Source organism: Dolichospermum sp. FACHB-1250 (assembly GCF_014696335.1).
Classification (GTDB): domain Bacteria; phylum Cyanobacteriota; class Cyanobacteriia; order Cyanobacteriales; family Nostocaceae; genus Dolichospermum; species Dolichospermum planctonicum.
Genome location: NZ_JACJPZ010000065.1, coordinates 1 through 21,125 on the forward strand (window position 1 = coordinate 1; position 21,125 = coordinate 21,125).

At 38.5% G+C, this 21,125-nt stretch carries 19 protein-coding genes; 6 read left to right on the forward strand and 13 right to left on the reverse strand.

Going from position 1 to position 21,125, the window contains the following annotated elements; all coding sequences use genetic code 11:
* Positions 1 to 333: 333 nt before the first annotated feature.
* The 6 genes from H6F39_RS17890 to tig all read right to left on the reverse strand — a co-directional run bounded on the left by H6F39_RS17890 (position 334) and on the right by tig (position 6,009).
* Positions 334 to 759: a type II toxin-antitoxin system VapC family toxin gene (locus H6F39_RS17890; protein ID WP_137909209.1), complete on the reverse strand. Its 426-nt coding sequence runs from the start codon at positions 757 to 759 to the stop codon at positions 334 to 336.
* Positions 756 to 1,145, reverse strand: a complete 390-nt coding sequence (locus H6F39_RS17895; protein ID WP_190397158.1) for a hypothetical protein — start codon at positions 1,143 to 1,145, stop codon at positions 756 to 758. Before H6F39_RS17895 ends, H6F39_RS17890 begins: the two co-directional genes overlap by 4 nt.
* A gap of 251 nt (positions 1,146 to 1,396) precedes the next feature.
* Entirely contained in the window at positions 1,397 to 2,224 is an 828-nt protein-coding gene (locus tag H6F39_RS17900; protein WP_137909211.1) for an alpha/beta fold hydrolase, read from the reverse strand.
* A gap of 155 nt (positions 2,225 to 2,379) precedes the next feature.
* Entirely contained in the window at positions 2,380 to 3,720 is a 1,341-nt protein-coding gene (gene clpX / locus H6F39_RS17905; protein ID WP_137909212.1) for an ATP-dependent protease ATP-binding subunit ClpX, read from the reverse strand.
* Between the two features lie 30 nt (positions 3,721 to 3,750).
* On the reverse strand, positions 3,751 to 4,428 hold the full coding sequence (clpP, locus tag H6F39_RS17910; RefSeq protein WP_028084510.1) for an ATP-dependent Clp endopeptidase proteolytic subunit ClpP: 678 nt from the start codon (positions 4,426 to 4,428) through the stop codon (positions 3,751 to 3,753).
* A 168-nt stretch (positions 4,429 to 4,596) separates the two neighbouring features.
* Positions 4,597 to 6,009 carry a trigger factor gene (gene tig / locus H6F39_RS17915; protein ID WP_190397159.1) on the reverse strand — a complete coding sequence of 471 codons (1,413 nt, stop codon included), beginning with the start codon at positions 6,007 to 6,009 and terminating at the stop codon, positions 4,597 to 4,599.
* Positions 6,010 to 6,596: 587 nt separating this feature from the next.
* Here tig and H6F39_RS17920 point away from each other — a divergent pair.
* The 4 genes from H6F39_RS17920 (at position 6,597) to H6F39_RS17935 (ending at position 12,082) form a co-directional block, all read left to right on the forward strand.
* Positions 6,597 to 7,622 carry an aspartate-semialdehyde dehydrogenase gene (locus H6F39_RS17920; RefSeq protein WP_137909214.1) on the forward strand — a complete coding sequence of 342 codons (1,026 nt, stop codon included), beginning with the start codon at positions 6,597 to 6,599 and terminating at the stop codon, positions 7,620 to 7,622.
* A gap of 79 nt (positions 7,623 to 7,701) precedes the next feature.
* Positions 7,702 to 8,586, forward strand: a complete 885-nt coding sequence (gene dapA / locus H6F39_RS17925; RefSeq protein WP_137909215.1) for a 4-hydroxy-tetrahydrodipicolinate synthase — start codon at positions 7,702 to 7,704, stop codon at positions 8,584 to 8,586.
* 339 nt (positions 8,587 to 8,925) lie between these two features.
* Positions 8,926 to 10,692: a ribonuclease J gene (locus H6F39_RS17930; protein WP_190372593.1), complete on the forward strand. Its 1,767-nt coding sequence runs from the start codon at positions 8,926 to 8,928 to the stop codon at positions 10,690 to 10,692.
* Positions 10,693 to 11,704: 1,012 nt separating this feature from the next.
* Positions 11,705 to 12,082, forward strand: coding sequence for a Mo-dependent nitrogenase C-terminal domain-containing protein (locus H6F39_RS17935; RefSeq protein ID WP_137909217.1), 378 nt, complete (start codon positions 11,705 to 11,707; stop codon positions 12,080 to 12,082).
* 103 nt (positions 12,083 to 12,185) lie between these two features.
* Here H6F39_RS17935 and H6F39_RS17940 read toward each other — a convergent pair whose 3' ends face one another.
* The gene (locus H6F39_RS17940; protein ID WP_190397160.1) at positions 12,186 to 14,021 is read right to left on the reverse strand and encodes a caspase family protein; all 1,836 of its coding nucleotides are present in this window, start codon (positions 14,019 to 14,021) and stop codon (positions 12,186 to 12,188) included.
* 318 nt (positions 14,022 to 14,339) lie between these two features.
* Here H6F39_RS17940 and rpmF point away from each other — a divergent pair, with 318 nt between their 5' ends.
* Positions 14,340 to 14,516 carry a 50S ribosomal protein L32 gene (rpmF, locus tag H6F39_RS17945; RefSeq protein ID WP_137909228.1) on the forward strand — a complete coding sequence of 59 codons (177 nt, stop codon included), beginning with the start codon at positions 14,340 to 14,342 and terminating at the stop codon, positions 14,514 to 14,516.
* A gap of 263 nt (positions 14,517 to 14,779) precedes the next feature.
* Here rpmF and H6F39_RS17950 read toward each other — a convergent pair whose 3' ends face one another.
* The 6 genes from H6F39_RS17950 to H6F39_RS17975 form a co-directional block, all read right to left on the reverse strand.
* Positions 14,780 to 16,165, reverse strand: coding sequence for an aldehyde dehydrogenase (locus tag H6F39_RS17950; RefSeq protein ID WP_137909219.1), 1,386 nt, complete (start codon positions 16,163 to 16,165; stop codon positions 14,780 to 14,782).
* Between the two features lie 67 nt (positions 16,166 to 16,232).
* Positions 16,233 to 16,715: a hypothetical protein gene (locus tag H6F39_RS17955; protein WP_199290980.1), complete on the reverse strand. Its 483-nt coding sequence runs from the start codon at positions 16,713 to 16,715 to the stop codon at positions 16,233 to 16,235.
* Positions 16,664 to 18,370, reverse strand: a complete 1,707-nt coding sequence (gene ureC / locus H6F39_RS17960; protein WP_137909221.1) for an urease subunit alpha — start codon at positions 18,368 to 18,370, stop codon at positions 16,664 to 16,666. The genes H6F39_RS17955 and ureC overlap by 52 nt, the downstream gene beginning before the upstream one ends.
* Positions 18,371 to 18,412: 42 nt before the next feature.
* Entirely contained in the window at positions 18,413 to 18,718 is a 306-nt protein-coding gene (locus H6F39_RS17965) for an urease subunit beta (protein ID WP_137909222.1), read from the reverse strand.
* 87 nt (positions 18,719 to 18,805) lie between these two features.
* Positions 18,806 to 19,108 (reverse strand): urease subunit gamma, encoded by a 303-nt coding sequence (locus H6F39_RS17970; RefSeq protein WP_137909223.1) that lies wholly within the window; start codon positions 19,106 to 19,108, stop codon positions 18,806 to 18,808.
* A 40-nt stretch (positions 19,109 to 19,148) separates the two neighbouring features.
* Complete coding sequence (locus H6F39_RS17975) at positions 19,149 to 19,988, reverse strand: urease accessory protein UreD (RefSeq protein WP_137909224.1); 840 nt, start codon at positions 19,986 to 19,988, stop codon at positions 19,149 to 19,151.
* A gap of 362 nt (positions 19,989 to 20,350) precedes the next feature.
* On the opposite strand from H6F39_RS17975, the gene H6F39_RS17980 reads away from it, so the two are divergent.
* Entirely contained in the window at positions 20,351 to 21,046 is a 696-nt protein-coding gene (locus H6F39_RS17980; protein ID WP_190397161.1) for a ParA family protein, read from the forward strand.
* Positions 21,047 to 21,125 lie beyond the last annotated feature (79 nt).

Sequence of the window (21,125 nt, forward strand, 5' to 3'; positions counted from 1 at the left end):
AAATATATTTTCTATCATTCACAAAAACCTATATTTCCTCAAAAACATCCTGTTAATCCTCTAATCCTGGACATCCTGATATGGCTTGCGCCACGCTACGCTATCAGACAATTTTATCAGGAAAATATATTTTCTATCATTCACAAAAACCTATATTTTCTCAAAAACATCCTGTTAATCCTCTAATCCTGGATATCCTGATATGGCTTGCGCCACGCTACGCTATCAGACAATTTTATCAGGAAAATATATTTTCTATCATTCACAAAAACCTATATTTTCTCAAAAACATCCTGTTAATCCTCTAATCTTGGATATCCTGATTCTGACAATTTACTTATTCCCTGGATTCCTTAATAAAGCCACAAAACCAGCTTGAACAAAATGAATATCAGCCGTTACAGCATAAATTAAACCCTGTTCTTTCATCACAATAAATGAGATACAATCTGTTAAACCCCAATTTTTATCTTGACGACTGTGATAAAGTTCCAGCGCACCCATAAGAAGCGGTGTATCTACACTGACAACTTTGATATTATCTGTTTGATAACACTGATTAATAAACTGAACTGATGCTGTGCGGTTCACTGCACTTAAAGCATTACCAACTTCTATTAAAATGGCTTCTGTTATCCATACTTCAACAGCATTTTTCACCCTTGGTAATAATGCTTTTGCTTGAATATGGTATTGATCATTCTTGTTTAATAAAGCCTGAATAAATACCGTATCTAAAAATAGTCTTTCCTGATTCATTCTCTGATCTCATTGTCATGTTTAGAATTACCATATAAATAGTGATTATGTTGACTTGACCAATCACTTGGTGCTTCAATAGTTCCTGTTAAGGCCTCTAGCACATCCCAAGCATTACCTTCATTATTGCCTATTTCTGTAACTTCGATTAAAGGATTTTTAGTTTCATAACATTTAATTTCTAAAGTTACTATTTCTGGTTTTCGGGCTTGAAAAAGTTGAATCAGATCATTTAAAGCTTCTTCTTTAGTCGCACCTAAACCTTGAAATTCTGGTAAACTTAACAATGTCGCTTTAACCGTGCCATCTTCTTGATGTTCAATCAACACATCATAAGTTAACTTAGGTGCAATTGTGGAAAGAGCATTTTTCACAGCTAAAATCATGATATTTTTACTCTTCTAACTCTGAATTAATTATAACACAATACTTGAAAATAGTTAAAATTATCGTCTAGATGATGTTAAGATTTATAGGACTTTATTAGCGATCGCCCATTTTATATTTTATATTATTTTAAGTAGGTGAACGGAAAAAAACCGACATAATTAACAAAAAGTAAAGTTATTCAAAACCTGTTCCCTGTTCCCTGTTCCCTGTTCCCTGTTCCCTGTTCCCTGTTCCCTGTTCCCTGTATTTAAGAAATATTTAAAAAATCTCTTACCCTTGCTAAATAAGTTTCTGCATCTTCTAACATGGGAAAATGTGCAGTATTAGGAATAATTGCTAATTCAACCTGATCATTTAAAGCCGCTGCTTTTTTACCCAACTCAGCGGGAATAATAATATCATATTCCCCCGCTACTAACAAAGTTGGTACAGTTAATTTAGCAAATTCTTGGGGCATAAATTCCGCTTGTTCCTTACTCACAGAAGTGAAAATTGTTCCCAAAGCCGCTTGATAATCAGCATTAATAAAATCTTCTAAAAAAGCCTGACGTTCAGATTTAGGAATGGGACTATGGAGAAATCTAGCCATAAACATTCTATCGGCTAAAGGGATTTTTCCTAACCACTTAGGACGGAATTTAACTACTAATCCTCCAAACTTATAAAAAGCTGCAAAAGCCTTTTCATCATATTCAAAAATACCGCTACAGGTTAAAATTGCTTTTTCTACCTTTTGCGGATAGCGGTTGAGAAATAAAGTCGCTATGGAAGCACCCATAGAATGAGCATTAATATAAACACGCTCCAGATTTAACTGATTTAATAACACCGCTAAATCTTCCGCATATTCTGTTAATTCATAACTTAAATCAGGTTGAACATGAGAACGCCCAAACCCGCGCATATCGTAAAGTAAACAATCAAAATTATCTAATAACGCTTTAGCGGTACTTTGCCAATATCTGCCTGAACCCGCCCAACCGTGCATAAAAACCATTACTGGTTTAATAATATTTGATGGTTTTTTGACCCACTCGTAATAATGATCAACACCCCGAACATTTATATAAGTCATGGTAATAGTTAAAAACTAACAAGTAAAAACTAACAAGTAAAAACTAACAAGTAAAAACTAACAAGTAAAAACTAACAGTTAAAAACTAACAATTGACAATTGACAACTGACAACTGATGAGCAACAATTGACAATTGACAATTGACAACTGACAATTATGCTGATTCTGGTTTTGGTAAAGAAGAAGGATGTACTAGTAATTCAGCAGTAGAACGTTTTTCCACCATTTCCTTAGTGATAGTACAACGAGTCACATCCTTACGGGAAGGTAACTCATACATCACATCTAGCATCAATTCTTCCACAATACCTCGTAAAGCTCGCGCCCCAGTTTTCCGCCGATAAGCTTCTTGAGCGATCGCTTTTAACGCATCTGGTTTAAAATCTAACTGGACATTATCCATATTTAGTAGTTTTTGGTACTGTTTCACCAAGGCACTCCGTGGTTCTGTTAAAATTGCCATCAGTGCCTCCTCATCCAAAGGATCTACTACAGCCACCATAGGAATGCGCCCGATAAACTCAGGAATCATGCCAAATTTGACCAAATCATCCGGTTGTAGATGACGCAGGGTGTCAGCAGCGCGTTTTTCCTTAGTTTGCGCTTCTCCTGGTTGCACAAAGCCCATTGACTTTTTGCCAATTCTCTGATCTACAACCTTTTCCAAACCGCCGAAAGCACCACCACAGACAAACAAGATATTGCTTGTGTCAATTTGAATACAGTCTTGGTACGGGTGCTTACGTCCGCCCTGGGGTGGTACATTAGCAATAGTCCCCTCTAGCATTTTCAGCAAAGCTTGCTGTACCCCTTCCCCAGAAACATCTCTGGTAATTGAAGGATTTTCACTTTTACGGGCGATTTTATCAATTTCATCAATGTAGATAATCCCCCTTTGAGCCTCTTCCACGTCCAAATCTGCCACTTGTAACAGTCGCAACAAGATATTTTCTACATCTTCCCCCACATAGCCCGCTTCCGTTAGGGTTGTAGCATCGGCCACCGCAAAGGGAACATCCAGAATTTTGGCTAGAGTTTGTGCTAATAGAGTCTTACCACAACCAGTTGGTCCAATGAGTAAAATATTAGACTTTTGTAGTTCTATAGCATCATCTGCACCTGGTTTACCACTAGCCTTAGACTGAAGAACAGCCAACCGCTTGTAGTGATTGTAAACAGCCACCGACAGGACTTTTTTAGCTTCATCCTGGCCAATCACGTGTTCATCTAAATATTTTTTAATCTCTCTTGGTTTCGGGATTTGATTAAAAGAGAGATTAGACGAACGGGTGCGGCGTTTTTCCGGTGGTTCTGACTTTTGTGCCGGTGGTGAGGCGGCATTACTTGTATCCAGCAATTCCTCATCGAGGATTTCATTACACAAGTCAACGCATTCGTCGCAGATGTAGACTCCCGGACCTGCGATTAATTTACGTACTTGCTCTTGAGACTTACCACAAAATGAACATTTTAAATGGGAGTCGTACTTAGACATATCAGCCTCTTATTTCAGAATAGTGACGTTTTACCCTGCTGTGGGAAGATTTTGCCTAGAAATGACCTGATCGATCAAACCATAATTCTTCGCCTCTTCTGCTGACATGAAAAAGTCGCGCTCTGTATCAGCTTCAATTCTTTCCAAAGGTTGACCAGTATGTTTGGCCATTAATTGATTTAATTCACCCTTAATGTAAAGAATTTCTCGCGCTTGAATTTCAATGTCAATGGCCTGTCCTTGAGCGCCACCCAGGGGCTGGTGAATCATAATCCGGGAGTCAGGTAAAGACATCCGCTTTCCAGCAGTTCCAGATGTTAGTAAAAAGGCCCCCATGCTCGCGGCTAGTCCAAAACAGATAGTTACCACATCGGGACGTATTTGTTGAATTGTATCATAGATTGCCATACCAGCGTAAACAGAACCGCCAGGAGAATTAATGTACAATTGGATATCTTTTTCCGCGTCTTCAGAATCTAGGAATAGTAATTGGGCGACAATTGAATTAGCCACCACATCATCTATGGGTGTTCCTAAAAAAATAATCCGCTCGCGCAGTAAGCGGGAGTAGATATCAAAAGCTCTTTCTCCCATACCAGACTGTTCTACCACCATCGGGACGATGTTGCTGGGGCTGCTTAGGTTGCGGCTATTGGCTAGAGAACTCAAACTGGTAATTGGGTAATTTCCCGACTGCGATACAAGCATACTAGAATATTTAACAATAAATGGAATCGAATTGTGAACTTTTAACCATTATGCCCTACGGCACAATTCAGAAGGTAGGGGAGGCAGGGGGTAGGGAGTAGGGGAAAGATGTTTCCTAACTACTAATTACCAATTACCCATTACCCATTACCAATTACCCATTACCCATTACTCAGGATTACTAGTTTCTTCTGCCTGAACTGTTTCCGCGCTTTGGACTGGGGAATCTATTTCGGCTGCTGTAGAACTTAAAGAACCTTCCGGTACTAATTCCACAGATGAGCGTTCTAGTAACCAGTCTACGATCTTTTTGGTTAAAAGTTCTTCCTTGACAACGCCACTGAGTCTATTTTTATCCAAGTCTTCATTAGGGTATTCTGCTATCAATTCCGTGACTCTCGCTTCCACTTCTTCATTGGTCACTTCGATAGATTCCCGTTTACCAATTTCTTTTAAGGATAAAGAACGCTTAATACGTTCCACAGCTTCCGGTTTTGATCTTTCCCGCAATTGGGGAATAATTTCCTGGGTAAATAGCTTTTTCACGTCTATCCCCTGTTCAGACAACTTCATCGCTGTTTGTGTCAGCATAGCATCAACTTCTTGATCAATGAATGTTGTCGGTAAATCTATTTCCACATGATTCAGTAGTTCGGTTAATAAAGCCTCTTGCTGATTTTCTTTGGTTTTATCTGCCGCTTCTTTTTCATACCTTTGTGTTAATGATGCCCGCAATTCCTCTAATGTCTCAAATTCGCTGACTTCTTGAGCAAAATCGTCATCTAATTCTGGCAGTTCTTTGGTTTTAATTTCTTTGAGTGTGATTGTAAACAAAGCCGCTTTACCAGATAATTCTTCGTTACCGTAGGGTTCTGGGAATTGAGCCGCTACTTCTTTGGTTTCTCCAGGATTCATCCCCACTATACCCAAAACAAAACCGGGAATAAACTTATCCTCTTGTAACTCAACTTGAAAATCCGTTCCTTGACCACCAGGAATTGGTTTGGGTTCACTGTCAGGATCATCACCTTCAGCTTTAGCAATTACACCTTTAAAATCAATAACTGCCATATCACCGATTTGTGCAGCCCGTCCTTCTACAGGTACTAATGTGGCTAATTTATCTCTTTGTTCGTCAATAACTGTATCTACGCGGCTGGGGTCATACTTGATTTCCTCTGCTTTGGCCTCTAAACCAGTATACTTGTTCAACTTGATTTCTGGTACTACATCCACAGCCGCCGCAATAATTAGGGGTTGTCCCGGTTCATAATTGTTAATTAAATCATCAAAGGATGAGCGTAACTGAGGTTGACCAATGGCGCTAATGGCCTCTTGTTTAATTGCTTGCTCAATACCTTCTTGAATAATTTCTTCTAAAGCAGTTGCCTTAACACGACTCGTTCCCAGCCGTTGTACTAATATTTGCCGGGGTACTTTCCCTTTGCGAAACCCAGGAATATTTACGGTCTTAGTTAAATTTTTGATGACTTGCTCGTATTTTTGTTTGGTAATTTCCGATGTAATTTCTATTTCCAAACCAATTTGACTGGCGGGAAGTTTTTCCTGGGTAACTTTCATGCTTTGTTTCTATTTTTATGATATTTTGATCTGAGGATCATACACAAGACGCGATCGCCCACTACAGTGAGAAACTAAGATAGCCTCGGCGATTATATCTTGATATCTCACGGTTAGGATGTGCTGATCAGGCATCATTCCCTGCCATTGGTGGATAGATACCCCTGAGCAGATATCCATTTTATCGTCAAAAGTGAGGGATTGAACACTTTATGATATTATTTCCACATAGCAGCCCTAATCCCGGTAACATAACTTAACAATCAGGGCTGATTTAAAATACCTAAGTGTCAATGGCCTTGATTTTCCTTTTCTTGCATTTTGCTGTACAATTTTATTGTACAATGTTATATTATAGGATAATGTGGTATATTTGATTGTCATAACTAAATTGTATTGTTGTCAACTGCGATTTAACCAAGTCTCAAATTCCTCAATAAACCTCAAAAAATAAGATAATATTCCGAAAATATGCAAATTTTATTATTTAATGCCCACCGATGCCCACCGTTGAGAGGAAGAAAAGAGATAATTTTTTGAGTCGTGCAAAAAAAATTGTTAATTACCTCTTAAAGGAGGAGTCGAGTTTGTCTAAATCCTATCGTGTCGCTATTTTGGGTGCAACTGGTGCTGTAGGTACGGAGTTGCTGGAATTACTAGAAAGTCGGAACTTTCCCTTAGCTGACCTGAAATTATTAGCATCGCCACGCAGCGCGGGAAAAACACTAAAATTCAAAGGTGAGGATATCCCCATTCAGGCAGTAAGTGATCATGTCTGGGAAAATGTGGATATAGTATTAGCTAGTGCTGGAGGTGGCATCTCCAAAACTTGGGCTGGAGTAGCAGTGGAAAAGGGAGCAGTGGTAATTGATAATTCTAGTGCCTTCCGCATGAACCCGGATGTACCTTTAGTAGTCCCGGAAGTAAATCCCCAAGCAGCAGCTAATCATCAGGGAATTATCGCCAACCCCAACTGTACCACAATTCTCATGTCATTGGCAGTATGGCCATTACATCAGGTCAAACCAGTGAAAAGAATTGTAGCAGCTACCTATCAATCTGCCAGTGGCGCTGGAGCTAAAGCCATGGAAGAAGTAAAAATCCAAAGTGAAGCTATACTACAAGGACAGCAACCAGTAGCCGAGGTCTTACCTTACCCATTGGCATTTAATTTATTTACCCATAATTCCCCCTTAACACCTTGGGGCTATTGTGAGGAAGAAATGAAAATGGTCAACGAAACCCGGAAAATCTTTGGTAGTCAAGAAATCAAAATTACCGCCACCTGTGTCCGTGTTCCCGTCCTCCGCGCTCACTCGGAAGCCATTAATTTAGAATTTGCCACTCCCTTTAATCCAGAGGAAGCTAGAGAAATTTTAAGAATATCACCCGGTGTTAAATTAGTGGAAGATTGGCAAGCAAATTACTTTCCTATGCCTATAGAAGCTAGTGGGAAAGATGAAGTTTTAGTAGGCAGAATTCGTCAAGATATTTCTCATCCTTGTGGGTTAGAATTGTGGCTGTGTGGAGATCAAATCCGTAAAGGTGCAGCCTTAAACGCAGTACAAATAGCAGAATTATTAGTAGAGAAGAATTTACTAAAATCTACTTAGACTATAAATTTTAATTGAGTCATTTCTCACGGGTAATTAACAACGGAAAACGGACAACTAACTTAGGAGAGAAAAGAGTGTGGGAGATTTTGGCACAATAGTAACCGCTATGATTACGCCGTTTCAAGCAGACGGTAGTATTAATTATGATGTAGTCGCAAAACTAGCAGACCATCTAGTGAATAACGGTACAGATGCACTAGTGGTATGTGGAACAACAGGAGAATCCCCAACACTGAGTTGGGAAGAAGAATACCAATTATTTGTGGAGGTGTTGCAGACTGTATCAGGAAAAGCTAAAGTAATAGCTGGGTGTGGTTCTAATTACACCAAAGAAGCGATCGCAGCCACCCAAAAAGCGGCTAAAATAGGAGTACATGGTTCTTTACAAGTAGTTCCCTATTACAACAAACCACCACAAGCAGGATTATATAAGCATTTTCAGGCAATAGCAGAATCTTGTCCCGATCTGCCCATGATGTTATATAATATTCCTGGCAGGACTGGTCAAAACCTGCTGCCAGAAACAGTGGTACATTTAGCGGAAATTGATAACATTGTCGCCATTAAAGAAGCCAGTGGTAACTTAGATCAAGTTAGTGAAATTCGCCGCTTGACACCAAAAGAATTTCAGATTTATGCTGGAGACGATTCTTTAACCCTACCCATGTTAGCAATAGGCGCTGAAGGTGTGGTAAGTGTGGCTTCTCACCTAGTAGGTAATCAACTACAAGAGATGATTCGCGCATTTCGTCTAGGAAAAATGCAAATTGCTACCGACATTCATCTAGAACTGTTCCCATTGTTTAAAGCTTTATTTTTAACTACAAATCCCATTCCTATCAAAGCAGCACTGAAGCTACAAGGTTGGGAAGTAGGTTCAACTCGTCCACCCCTGTGTGAAGCTGATACAGATGTGTTGAATAAGTTAGAATCAGTGATGCAAAAGCTGAATTTAATCTAAACAAGAATAAGTAAGGAATTTATTTATAAAGAATGTGTACTTGTTAGTAAATTACAATTTAAGCACCTGTGCTACAACTGAACAAAAGACCTTTTGCAAAAGTCCAAAAATGATATATCTCATTCCCAACGGAAGAATCTTCAGGATGTTTACCTGCGCTTAACATCACAAATTAGGCAATTATGCGAAAAGTCTAATATAAAAATGACTCAATTTGATGGCAATGAAATCAAATATGACTCTATAAAAGCTGGATTTAAACGGAAGTGTAAAGTTTCCTTTTATACAAAAAACCGAACTATCAACTGATTCACAACAAAAAACAATCTCCAGGAGAAAATGGTTAAAACCGAAGCTAATTCCGCTCTGAAAATTATTCCTTTGGGCGGCTTACACGAAATAGGTAAAAATACTTGTGTGTTCGAGTATGAGGACGAAATTATCCTGTTAGATGCAGGATTAGCCTTTCCCACAGAGGCCATGCACGGCGTAAACATAGTATTACCTGATACAACTTATCTCAGGGAAAATCGCCACAAAATTAAAGGCATGATCGTCACTCATGGTCATGAGGACCATATAGGTGGTATTGCTTTTCATTTGAAGCAGTTTGATATTCCCGTGATTCATGGACCAAGACTAGCACTGGCCATGCTAGAAGGTAAACTCGAAGAAGCAGGAGTCAGAGACCGCACAGAATTAAGAACAGTCCTCCCCCGTGACGTAGTGCGAATTGGCAAACATTTCTTTGTGGAATATATTCGCAATACTCACTCCATTGCTGATAGCTTTACCGTTGCTATTCACACACCATTAGGTGTAGTCATCCACACGGGAGATTTTAAAATTGATCATACTCCCGTAGATGGTGAAACCTTTGATTTACAACGTTTAGCTGAACATGGTGAAAAAGGCGTACTCTGTTTATTAAGTGATTCCACTAATGCAGAAGTTCCAGGATTTACACCTTCTGAACGTGCTGTTTTTCCCAACCTTGACCGAGTATTTTACCAGGCTACTGGACGTTTATTTGTTACTACCTTTGCCTCCAGTGTCCATCGCATTAACATGATTCTGCAATTGGCAAAGAAACATAATCGTGTTGTCACAGTTGTCGGGCGTTCCATGTTAAATTTAATCGCCCATGCGCGGAATTTAGGTTATATCAAATGTGAAGATAGTCTATTTCAACCGCTGCATACTGTCCGAGGAATGCCAGATGAAAGAGTGTTAATCTTAACTACTGGCTCTCAGGGTGAGACAATGGCAGCAATGACAAGAATTGCTAATAAAGAACATCCCCATATCAAAATTCGTCAAGGAGATACAGTTGCATTCTCCGCTAACCCCATTCCCGGTAATACCATTGCAGTGGTTAATACCATTGATAAATTGATGATTCAGGGAGCAAAAGTGGTCTATGGACGGGATAAAGGTATCCACGTTTCCGGCCACGGCTGTCAAGAAGAACAAAAGCTGATGATTGCTTTAACTCGTCCTAAGTTCTTTGTCCCATTCCACGGTGAACATCGGATGTTAGTCAAGCATTCGGAAACTGCTCAAAGTATGGGCATTCCGGCAGAAAATATCGTAATTATCAAAAATGGTGATGTCATAGAATTGACAGAAAATTCTATCCGCGTTTCTGGTCAAGTGGCCGCTGGCATTGAATTGGTGGATACTTCTAGTTCGGGTATGGTTAGTTCTAAAGTCTTGGAAGAACGCCAACGCATGGCTTCAGAAGGTATGGTAACTATTGCTGCGGCTATTGATTGGAGTGGTAAGCTCATGGCTAAACCAGAACTACATATGCAAGGTGTGGTGACGAGTATTGAGCGATCGCTTCTACAAAAATGGGTACAACAACGCATTGAAGAAATTCTTGGTGTACGTTGGTTGGAGTTTTCCCCTGCTGGAGGACAACCCGCAGATACAGACTGGGGTGGATTGCAGGAAACTTTAGAACGGGAGTTAGCTCGTTCCATGCGGAGAGAGTTGCAATGTCAACCAGCTTTGACTTTGTTGATGCAAGTCCCGGAAGAGCCTGCTGTGAAGGTTTCTGACGGCAGAAGACGACGCACTCGTTCTACTGCTGTGGCTTCTTAAGAGTTATCTCATGCCAAGGCGCAAAGGTGTTTTTGAGCATCTTTGCGTTTTTTAATGGGAAACGGGGAATTTCAACAAAGTTAGAACGAGTTAAATCAAGTAATTTTATTGTTTTTTAACATAATGTTGGGATTGGACGTGAATTTACCGTCTCTGGTGCAAGAATACTCAAAAATTCTCAGGAATGGGATTTAAGCCTCAAGATAGATTTGGACTGAGAGTAAGCAGTGTAAGAATTAAAGCTATGGTGTCATCGAGAAAGAAATTAGAGATAATACCACGGCCGCAGCTAATAACTGCTAATAACTATCCATAAGCCTGGAAGACTAGGGGTAAACATCAGGAACAATATCACTGCTTTGCAAAACAGTCCAGCGTAATATTGGTGTCTATCTCTGAAGTTAGCTATTTAAGAGTATTTTCCTTGATCGTGATTATTGATAATAGTTACTATATTAAGTTGTGTTACAATTAAGATAAATCACACCCAAAGGCAGATGTGTTCACTAAAATCTTAACTGTGTCAAGTTATCAATAGGATTGAATCAGTAGGATACTTAGGGGAATCAAGGTACAAATTACTACAGAAAGATATACATCAAAATGTAGTTTTCTGGACTTTGAACCAATCAAAAAGCATGAGCAATGCAATATTTAAGTAAAAGAGTTAAAAGAGGTTTATTTAAGTCCCAGTCTGGTAAACATTATTCAGCAGACTTAAACGGTTCTTTGAACATATTCAGAAAAGTAGTTGGGGACTCTATCTTTGATAGAAACTCAGTTTTAGTGGCTTGTAGTTAGTCCTGTAAGGTGTGTGTTCCTTACCAAGCTAGAAATATTTGACTATATTTTTAGTAACTATTAACAGATGGATTGAAATTTGGAAACCGGTTTATGGGATCTTTGATCTTTGATAAAATTTCCGTCATAATACTGTTTTCCGGTGACAATTCTTGTCATATTGTATATTCATCAGTAAGATGAATACCCTCATAAGAAGAGAATAATTACCATGAAGGTATCTAAAAGTACCAACAAAAATATTTTTGTATCAAGTTGGGTTTCTCTAAATCAAACAGACGCTAGTGAAACTAATGTGAGTCCTTTACAGGATATTAGACCTAAGCCTGTTTGGGGATTTTTACGTCCTTTGCGAAATTGGTTAGATAGCATCCAAGTCAGCGATCGCCAATTAGCTCACCGTTTATGTCAATTAATTCCCGCTCAGTGTCCATTTGAGCGCGATATCAAGCTATTTGGTAAAACCCTGTTTCACATTCCACCATTGTGCAAGCTTAACCCCTTGTATGAAGAATTAGTAGGTTTACGATTTAGAGCAATGTGCTATCTAGCCGATACCTGCGGCGAGGATATTTCACAGTACTGCTAATAGGTAATGGGTAATAGGTAATAGGTGATTCACGTTTTATAACTGACCACTGACCACTGACCACTGACCACTGACCACTGACCACTGACCACTGACCACTGAACTAATTCTTCTGAAGTTGCCATTTTTGCATAGCATCCTGAGCATCTTCGTAAGCGATCGCACCTGTAGGAACTAAAATAGCAGTGGAGATAGCACCCTGAAAATCTCCTTGATTAGCCCGAATTTTGGCTAGATTTAAGATTTTTTCACTCCACTGGTTAATTGATGTTTGGGCGATTTCAAAACCCGGTTGTCCCCGTTGTATTTTTTTAGCAACGGCAATGGCACGATTATAAGTAGAAGCTTGTTCAGGAATAATTAATGCTGTAGCTGTATCTAAGAGAGTCTTATTGCTCACATACTGCTTAGCCTCTATTTGCCATTTTTTAATCACAGTTTCAGCTTGGGAATAAAGCGGCTCTTTTTTGGTAATTAACTGAGCCGTGGCTATAGCATTTTCATATTTTCTTTGTTCGGCTTGTGCTTGTGCCAACTCTAAAATCATCTGACACCAAACTTGAATATTTTCCTGTGCTTTTGCGTATATTGGTGTGTTCGCTTTAATTTTCCGGGATTTGGCGATCGCTGTCACCAAATCCCCTGGTTGAGTAGGGACAAGAGACATTTTTCCTAGCTCCAAAATGGCTTGATTGCGTTTTTTAGAGTCTGTATTCAAACTAATTTTGCTGGTACTGCGGTTTTGGGTAGTAGGTGATAACTGGGGAAATTGAGTCGCGCTAGTTGTATTGTCAAATACTGTTTTTGATAAATTTTTAAACCGGAAATTTTCATGATGGCGGAGCAAAAATGTAGCAAGTAAAGCTACTATCACCATATTGCCACCACCCCAGATGATAAATTGTTGCCATAAAGGCTTCTCCGACGGGCTTGAAGCCTTGTCTTTGGCGGTGGTGATAGGGGAGGGGATAAATCTACCCTCCCAATGGGATATTGGGGCAGTTTCTAAGGTGTGGTTGTTTTCGACAATTGACTCGGAAACTAATTCGGTTGGTATTTTGTTTAAAGTAGTTGCTACCGAGGCATTTTCTGTCCAGTCAGCTTGATCTATGGTAGTAATAAAGTCACTATTTTTCAGAGGGGGTGCAGTTCTAGTGACAGCAAAACTGGCTTCTGGGAAAATGATGGCTGCGGAGTTTTCATCTAATGTCAAGATAGGCAAAATAGCTGGTTGTTGAGTAGGAATAACGGTGATAGGATTTTGGACCGGCCGCCAGTGGTATTGACAGAGTTTGGGTGTAAGATAACTCAGATAACTGGCTAAATCGCCAAAGTCGTATCCCTTCCCCGAACCCAAAGCTTCTAATAATGCTGCTGTGAAGAAACCGTGACCTAATTCTGTACTTTCATGGGAAAATTCTTCTGGTTGACAGGAAATAATCGCCCCCATTTGTAATTGGGCAGCCAGTTCAATAATTTCTTGGCCTACGGGTGCATCTGCTTGTGTCCCAAAAGCCCGGTTAATATCAAAGATCAGTAAGACCTTGATGCCAGTAAATTCTAGACTTTGCATCAGCGATCGCACTTCTATACCCGTCTCAGCAACTTGTTCAGGATCACCGCCAACGGGCATTAAATAGTCTTGTTCTTTGTAGTTAACGCCATAGCCACTAAAAAATAACCATAAATAGTCTTCCGGCTGCCAAAATGTAGCCGCTAATTCTTGTAGTAACGACAGAATATTTTCCTTGGTGGGATAAGAGGATTTATCTCCTATGGGGGGGGAAGTGTTTGTCATCAATAAGCAGTTTTCAGGGGGAAAACCTGCCTGTGTCACTAAAAAGCCTTTAATTGCCTCAGCATCAGCTTGAGCGCAACCTAGAGGTTGAAATAATTGATATTGATTAATGCCAATGGCGATCGCCCAGTAATTTACCATCCCATCTTTATCGGCTATTATTTGCCTGAAATTGCTGTTAGCACGAACCTTTAACTACAAAACTAACTTATGTTTTATAGTTTAGATAATTTTAACTCATTTCTGACATAAGTTATTTTTTACACTATATAAATACTCATAAAAATACACCTAACTTAAATATTCAGGCAGGGAGGCCTATCCCACAAGAGTTAAATTCATTGAGTTTATATAATTTAAATTAAATGCTTAACAGCTTAACAGTTATTTCTATAGTGCCTGATGTGAATTTTATCGCTTAGAATAGGAAGGTTGTTAAGAATTACAATATCCGCTGTCATGGCTGTTCCTAAGAAGAAAACATCAAAATCTAAACGAGATAAACGCCGCGCTACCTGGAGACACAAGGCTGCTGTTGAAGCCCAAAAAGCTATCTCCCTCGGTAAATCCATTTTAAGTGGCCGTTCTAAATTCGTCTATCCAACCGACCAGGAAGAAGAAACTCAAGAATCTTAAAGCATAATTCCGTCATCTATCATAGAGACTTCTGATAAATTTATACTCGTAACGGCTGAGATTTGAATTTTTACCAGATTAAGAAAATCTAGACTTGTGGGGTTTTAGCTGTGCTAAACCCCGATCTGTAAAATCAAATAATTCAGCCATTTTGAGTATAGATGAGGATTGGTAGAAAATCCTCATTGCTCTAGGATTTTCCGAATAATTAACCCTAATTCCCGAAATCTATGGTTTTTAGGGTAAATGCGGTTTATTTGCTCTTAAATACCAACAATCCATTTCAAAAGTGATATTTTACCTTTATAGGGTGCGTATCGCCAATTTATATCCCAAGGTAGGAAGTTTTGTAAAACGCTTTTGTAATGTGAAAAAGTATCGAAACCCGCTTTACCGTGATAGCTACCCATCCCACTATCACCCACACCCCCAAATGGTAAAGACGAAACAGCAACCTGCATTATTGTGTCCTGAATACATACCCCACCAGATGATGTTTCCTGTAAAATGCGTTTTTGCAAGTCTTTATTTTGGGAAAATAAATATAAAGCTAAAGGTTTTGGTCTGGAGTTAATTAAGGTAATGGCTTCGTTAATATCTGTATATTCAATGATGGGCAAAATTGGACCAAAAATCTCTTCTTGCATTACCTGATCTTCTAAAGAAACATTTTCTAGTAAGCTGGGAGCAATATAAAGTTCTTCTGGTTTGGTTTCTCCACCAACAATGATTTTACCAGATTGAAGTAAATTAACTAATCTATCAAAATGTTTTTGATGAACAATTCTGGCATAATCAGGACTAGTAGCGGGATTTTCCCCATAAAATTCCTTGAGACATTTTTGTAAAGCAGCGACTAAATCTGGTTTAATTTTTTGATCTACTAACAGATAATCTGGTGCAATACAAGTTTGTCCAGCGTTAATAAATTTTCCCCAAGTAATCCGTTTAGCGGTATGTTCTAAATTAATGTCATGATCAACAATACAAGGACTTTTTCCCCCCAATTCCAAAGTAACTGGAGTCAGATGTTTTGCAGCAGCCTCCATGACAATTTTACCAATGGCTGTACCACCAGTAAAAAAGATGTGATCAAATTTTTGGGCTAGTAACTGTTGACTAGTTTCTACTGCTCCTTGAATGACCGTAATATATTCAGGAGGAAAGTATTTTTGAATCAGTTCGCTGATTAAATCAGAAGTATGGGGTGCGAGTTCTGAAGGTTTAATTACCGTACAATTTCCCGCAGCGATCGCCCCAACCAAAGGTGATATGATTAATTGAAAAGGATAATTCCAAGGACCAATAATTAATACTATTCCTAAAGGTTCTGGACATATCTTAGCGGAATAAGGGAATAAATCCACAGGAACCGCTGCTTTTTGCGGTTTTGTCCAGTTATTGATATGTTTGAGAGCATAATCAATTTCTTTATTAACACCGATTTCTGTAGCGTAACTTTCAAATTCTGGTTTATGTAAATCTGCCTTTAATGCCTGGATAATTCCCTCTTTATTCTCAATTACCAACTGCTTGAGTATTTTTAATTGAGAAATCCGAAAAGCTACATCTTTAGTTTTACCTGTTTGGAAAAACTGCCGTTGTTTGTTAATAATATCCAGAGGTTTTGATAGTTCGGTAGTAAGCATTTTCTGGTGATAACTAGGTTATAAAATTCGGAATTTGTAGAAAAATTATTATTAATGCAGATGTTTTTTACTGCATTAATAACAAAATTTTAATTGATGGTAAAAATTGCTCAAACTCAGCCAGTGAAGGAATAGAAATTGCTCTTTTTAAGAGTGTTTTCAAAACAGATGAATCATTGATATTATTCACTGCATTAATAATAGTTATTGGTACTTCACCAAATCTTGTTTCTAAGACTTCAATCACGCTATCTTGACTACTTTGAATGACTCCTAACTGACGACCTTCTTGCAGACCTTCCTCAATTCCTTCTTGTTTAGCTAATCTTTCAATACTGGTTACATAGCGCATTTTTCTAGCCTCTTCGTAACTTTTGATTTCTGTTTTAAAACTAATTGCCAATTCTTCAGGTAAGACCATTATCCAATCAATAAACCGGAATAATTGTCTAATATCTTGCCGACTCAAACCGCTTTCTAAGAGGATTCTGACATAAATTAAAACAGAAAGTATCTTTGTGCCATAGGTAAAACTGTCGCCGGTTCGCAAGTTAATAATTCACCATCTGCGCGAACTTCATAGGTTTCCGAATCTACTTCCATAAGAGGTAAAGCATCATTTAATTTCATATCCTTTTTAGTTAATTGACGAGTTCCCGAAACAGCAATTGCTAACTTGTTCAATCCTAATTGTTGGGGAATTTCTCTTTCTAAAGCTACTTGAGACACAAAAGTTAATGATGTGGCATTTTTCGCACCGGCAAAACTGCCAAACATAGGACGCATATAAACAGGCTGAGGTGTAGGAATACTAGCATTAGCATCGCCCATTTGTGACCAAGCAATCATACCACCTTTAATGACAATTTCCGGTTTGACACCAAAAAAAGCAGGTTTCCACAAACATAAATCCGCTAATTTTCCCGCTTCTACAGACCCCACATACCCAGAAATTCCATGGGTAATCGCTGGATTAATAGTATATTTAGCAACATATCTTTTCGCTCGAAAATTGTCTGCATTGCCATCATTACCCAGGCTTCCGCGTTGCAGTTTCATTTTATGGGCAGTTTGCCAAGTTCTAATTATTACCTCACCAACGCGCCCCATCGCTTGGGAATCGGAAGCAATCATACTAAACGCGCCTAAATCGTGGAGAATATCCTCAGCAGCAATAGTTTCTCTACGGATACGAGACTCAGCAAAAGATACATCTTCAGGAATAGCGGGATCAAGATGATGACACACCATCAACATATCTAAGTGTTCATCTAGGGTATTAATGGTGTAAGGACGGGTAGGGTTGGTAGAAGAGGGTAAAACGTTACTTTGTCCGCAAACCTTAATAATATCCGGTGCGTGTCCTCCTCCCGCCCCCTCGGTGTGGTAGGTGTGAATAGCACGATGTTTAAAAGCCGCAATTGTATCTTCGACAAAGCCAGCTTCGTTTAACGTATCCGTATGTATTGCTACTTGTATATCATATTCATCAGCCACCGTTAAACAAGTATCAATAGTTGCAGGATTTGTTCCCCAGTCCTCATGGAGTTTTAACCCCATTACCCCCGCTTCAATTTGTTCTATCAGTCCTTGAGGTTGACTAGTATTACCTTTTCCTAAAAATCCCAAATTAACAGCAAAAGCGTCCGCCGCTTGCAACATTCTGTAAATATTCCATGGTCCGGGAGTACAAGTTGTGGCATTTGTTCCCGTAGCTGGTCCAGTACCACCACCGATCATTGTCGTGATACCTGATGCAATAGCTACTTCAATTTGCTGGGGACAGATAAAATGGATATGGGTATCAATTCCTCCCGCAGTCAGAATCATTCCTTCACCAGCTAAAGCCTCCGTTCCCGGTCCAATAATGATATCTATATTATCTTGAATATAAGGATTTCCGGCCTTACCAATTTTGTGAATTTTACCATTTTTAATCCCAATATCTGCCTTGACAATACCCCACCAATCAAGAATTAAAGCATTAGTAATCACTAAATCTACCGCACCATCACTATTAGAAATTGGGGATTGTCCCATCCCATCTCTAATCACTTTTCCGCCCCCAAATTTCACCTCATCTCCATAATTTGTGAAGTCTTTTTCTACTTGAATAAATAATTCTGTGTCTGCTAATCTAATTCTGTCTCCTACAGTTGGTCCATAGGTTTCGGCGTAGGCTTGGCGGTTCATTTTGTATGACATATTTTTATCCTTTTTTGATCACGTTTTTGGTGCAGAGAGAATTTACAGGTTTCCGTTAATTTTGTTATTAAATCCGTAGATTTGGCGGCTACCAACTAAAGGAATTAATGTGATTTCCTTTTCGTCTCCCGGTTCAAATCTGACTGCTGTACCTGCGGGAATATCTAATCTCATTCCTCGCGCTTTTTCTCTATCAAAATGTAGAAAACTATTAACTTCGTAAAAATGAAAATGTGAACCGATTTGAATTGGTCTATCTCCTGTATTTGCTACTACTAATTTAGTAGTTGGACGATTTGCATTTAATTCTATTTCTCCTACTGGGGTAATAATTTCTCCGGGGATCATAATCTCATTTCTCCTAAGTTACAAATTTTCTAAGAATTAGACAAATGGTGTAAATGCTTTTTGTACCTTCTCCTATCTTAATCGTTTCTAACGAATGGGATTATGTACAGTTACCAACTTAGTTCCGTCAGGAAAAGTGGCTTCTACCTGAACATCATCAATCATTTCTGGTACACCTTCCATAACATCATCACGATTTAATAATGTTGTCCCATAACTCATCAAATCTGCCACAGTTTGACCATCTCTTGCACCTTCTAAAATAGCAGCAGAAATCAAAGCCACTGCTTCAGGATAATTCAATTTTAAACCTCTATTTTTCCTTCTCTCCGCGACTAAAGCAGCGGTAAAAATTAATAATTTATCTTTTTCCTGGGGTGTAAGCTGCATTTTTCTTTCCTCTGCGTCCTCTGTACCTGAAGTGGTTAGTTTAAATTTGCCATACTCTAGGAATACAATTACCACGATTTTGATAATTTATTCGTAAATTTTGCCAAATATTTGTAAACCAATTTCTCACTTCTGATATAGAATTACCACGATAGCGACATAAAAATCCCTGTTGTAAGCGAGTTACTCCAGCAAAATTATTTTCAATCATTAAAGAACGGGCTTTGTCAATCATTTCTCCAGAAACGGAATTTCCTAACCAAACCAAAGTACCAAGAACGGGATTTCCTGCTAACCCGTGGGGACTGTGAAATACTTCATCGCTACCAGGGATAATTTGTCTATCAATCCATAATGGCATACCATTTTGCCATATTTCTGTGTGCGATCGCATCTCTCCCTCTAGAAATTTTTCACCCCTAGCACTGCGCCCAAATCGCATAATTTCCCAGCCTAAATAATTGGCGTTTTTACCTAATTCTACCCGCAAATCTTGGCGATAAATTGCCCCATTAAATAAAATAGTTTCTTGGGGTAAATATTCTAAATTTCCATGATCATTAACTTGGATATTGACAATTTGTCTTGCTGGTAAGCCCTGACTACGATATATTTTACTTCCGGCTGCGGTGGTAATTAAGGCCTTTGTCTGAGGTTGGAGGTGAATATCAGATGTCAAGCGATCGCCCCCCACAATGCCCCCAGCCGTGTGTAAAATCACTGTATGGCAAATTCCTTGTCCTTCCGGGTAAAAGGGACGTTGTACCTTAAAAGGTGCTTGATGGTGATTGTAAATTAATTGAGTGGAATTTTGGCAATTAGCATAGACTAAATTAAGTTTTCCATGCCAACTTTTATCTATTGGACTGTTAATAATCATTGCTAGAAGAAATACATTTTATCTGATTTTAATTTTATAGCATTTTTGCTTTTTTATTAATAAATACGGTTGTAGTTACTGCTATTAAATAAATTATCGTCAGGTTGGTAATTCAAAAATTTTATCAGTACCTAATCAGGTTCTATTTTAACTAAATCATTTTTTTGAAAACTATTTAATTGCGTATTTATATGTAGAAAACCTATAAATAAGTAATTAATTTTACTTGATTATCTCCTCAGTGCTATGATTTTGCTTTCACAGTCCATAACCACAATCTGAAAAATTCACCTGTTGCCTTCACACTATTTCCGGTCAAAATATAATAGAATTTCCATAAATACAGCATCTACGAAAAAAATATGACAGCTAAAGTAATTAGTGTTTGTAATCTCAAAGGTGGAGTTGGCAAAACTACCATCGTTATGGCCTTGTCAGAGTATTTAGCAGGGGATACCATGTATGGTCAGCGGGTTCTTGCCATTGATTTAGACCCCCAATGTAACTTAACTACTGCCTTAATGTCTGAACAAGTCTGGGAATGGCAATATAATTATCGAGGATTGACATTACCCTTTTTATTTAAAAATGCTGACCATTTTTTAGCCAATGGTAATTATCAGAAATTTATAGTCAAAGAAGAAGTTTCTAATGTCAGAAATAAAAACTCTTTTAATTGTTTACATCTAATTCCTAGTAGTTCTAAATTATTTGAACTTCAAGAAGATTTTCCAGAAACTTCTGTGGCAATTTTACGTCAACTTATCAATCCATTACTAACAGAATATGACTACATTTTAATAGATTGTCCACCCAGTATTAATAATATTATCAAAAGCGCGTTTTATGCCAGTGATTTCTGTATTATACCCTGTGTTCCCAGTCGAATGTCAATTCACGGTTTAGAACTATTACTAAAACAAATTGAGAAGTTTAATCAAGATTATCAACATGACCTCAACCCCATAGGAACTTTAATTTCTCGTTATAATGGTACTGTTTCTCAAACACAGAATTTGAATTTTACAGCAGTTTCCGAAGTTATGAGGTACAGTTAGTAATAATAAAGATAATACTGTCATGAAAGCATATTCAGTGGATCTCCGAGAAAAAATAGTTGCAGCCCATATTGAGGAA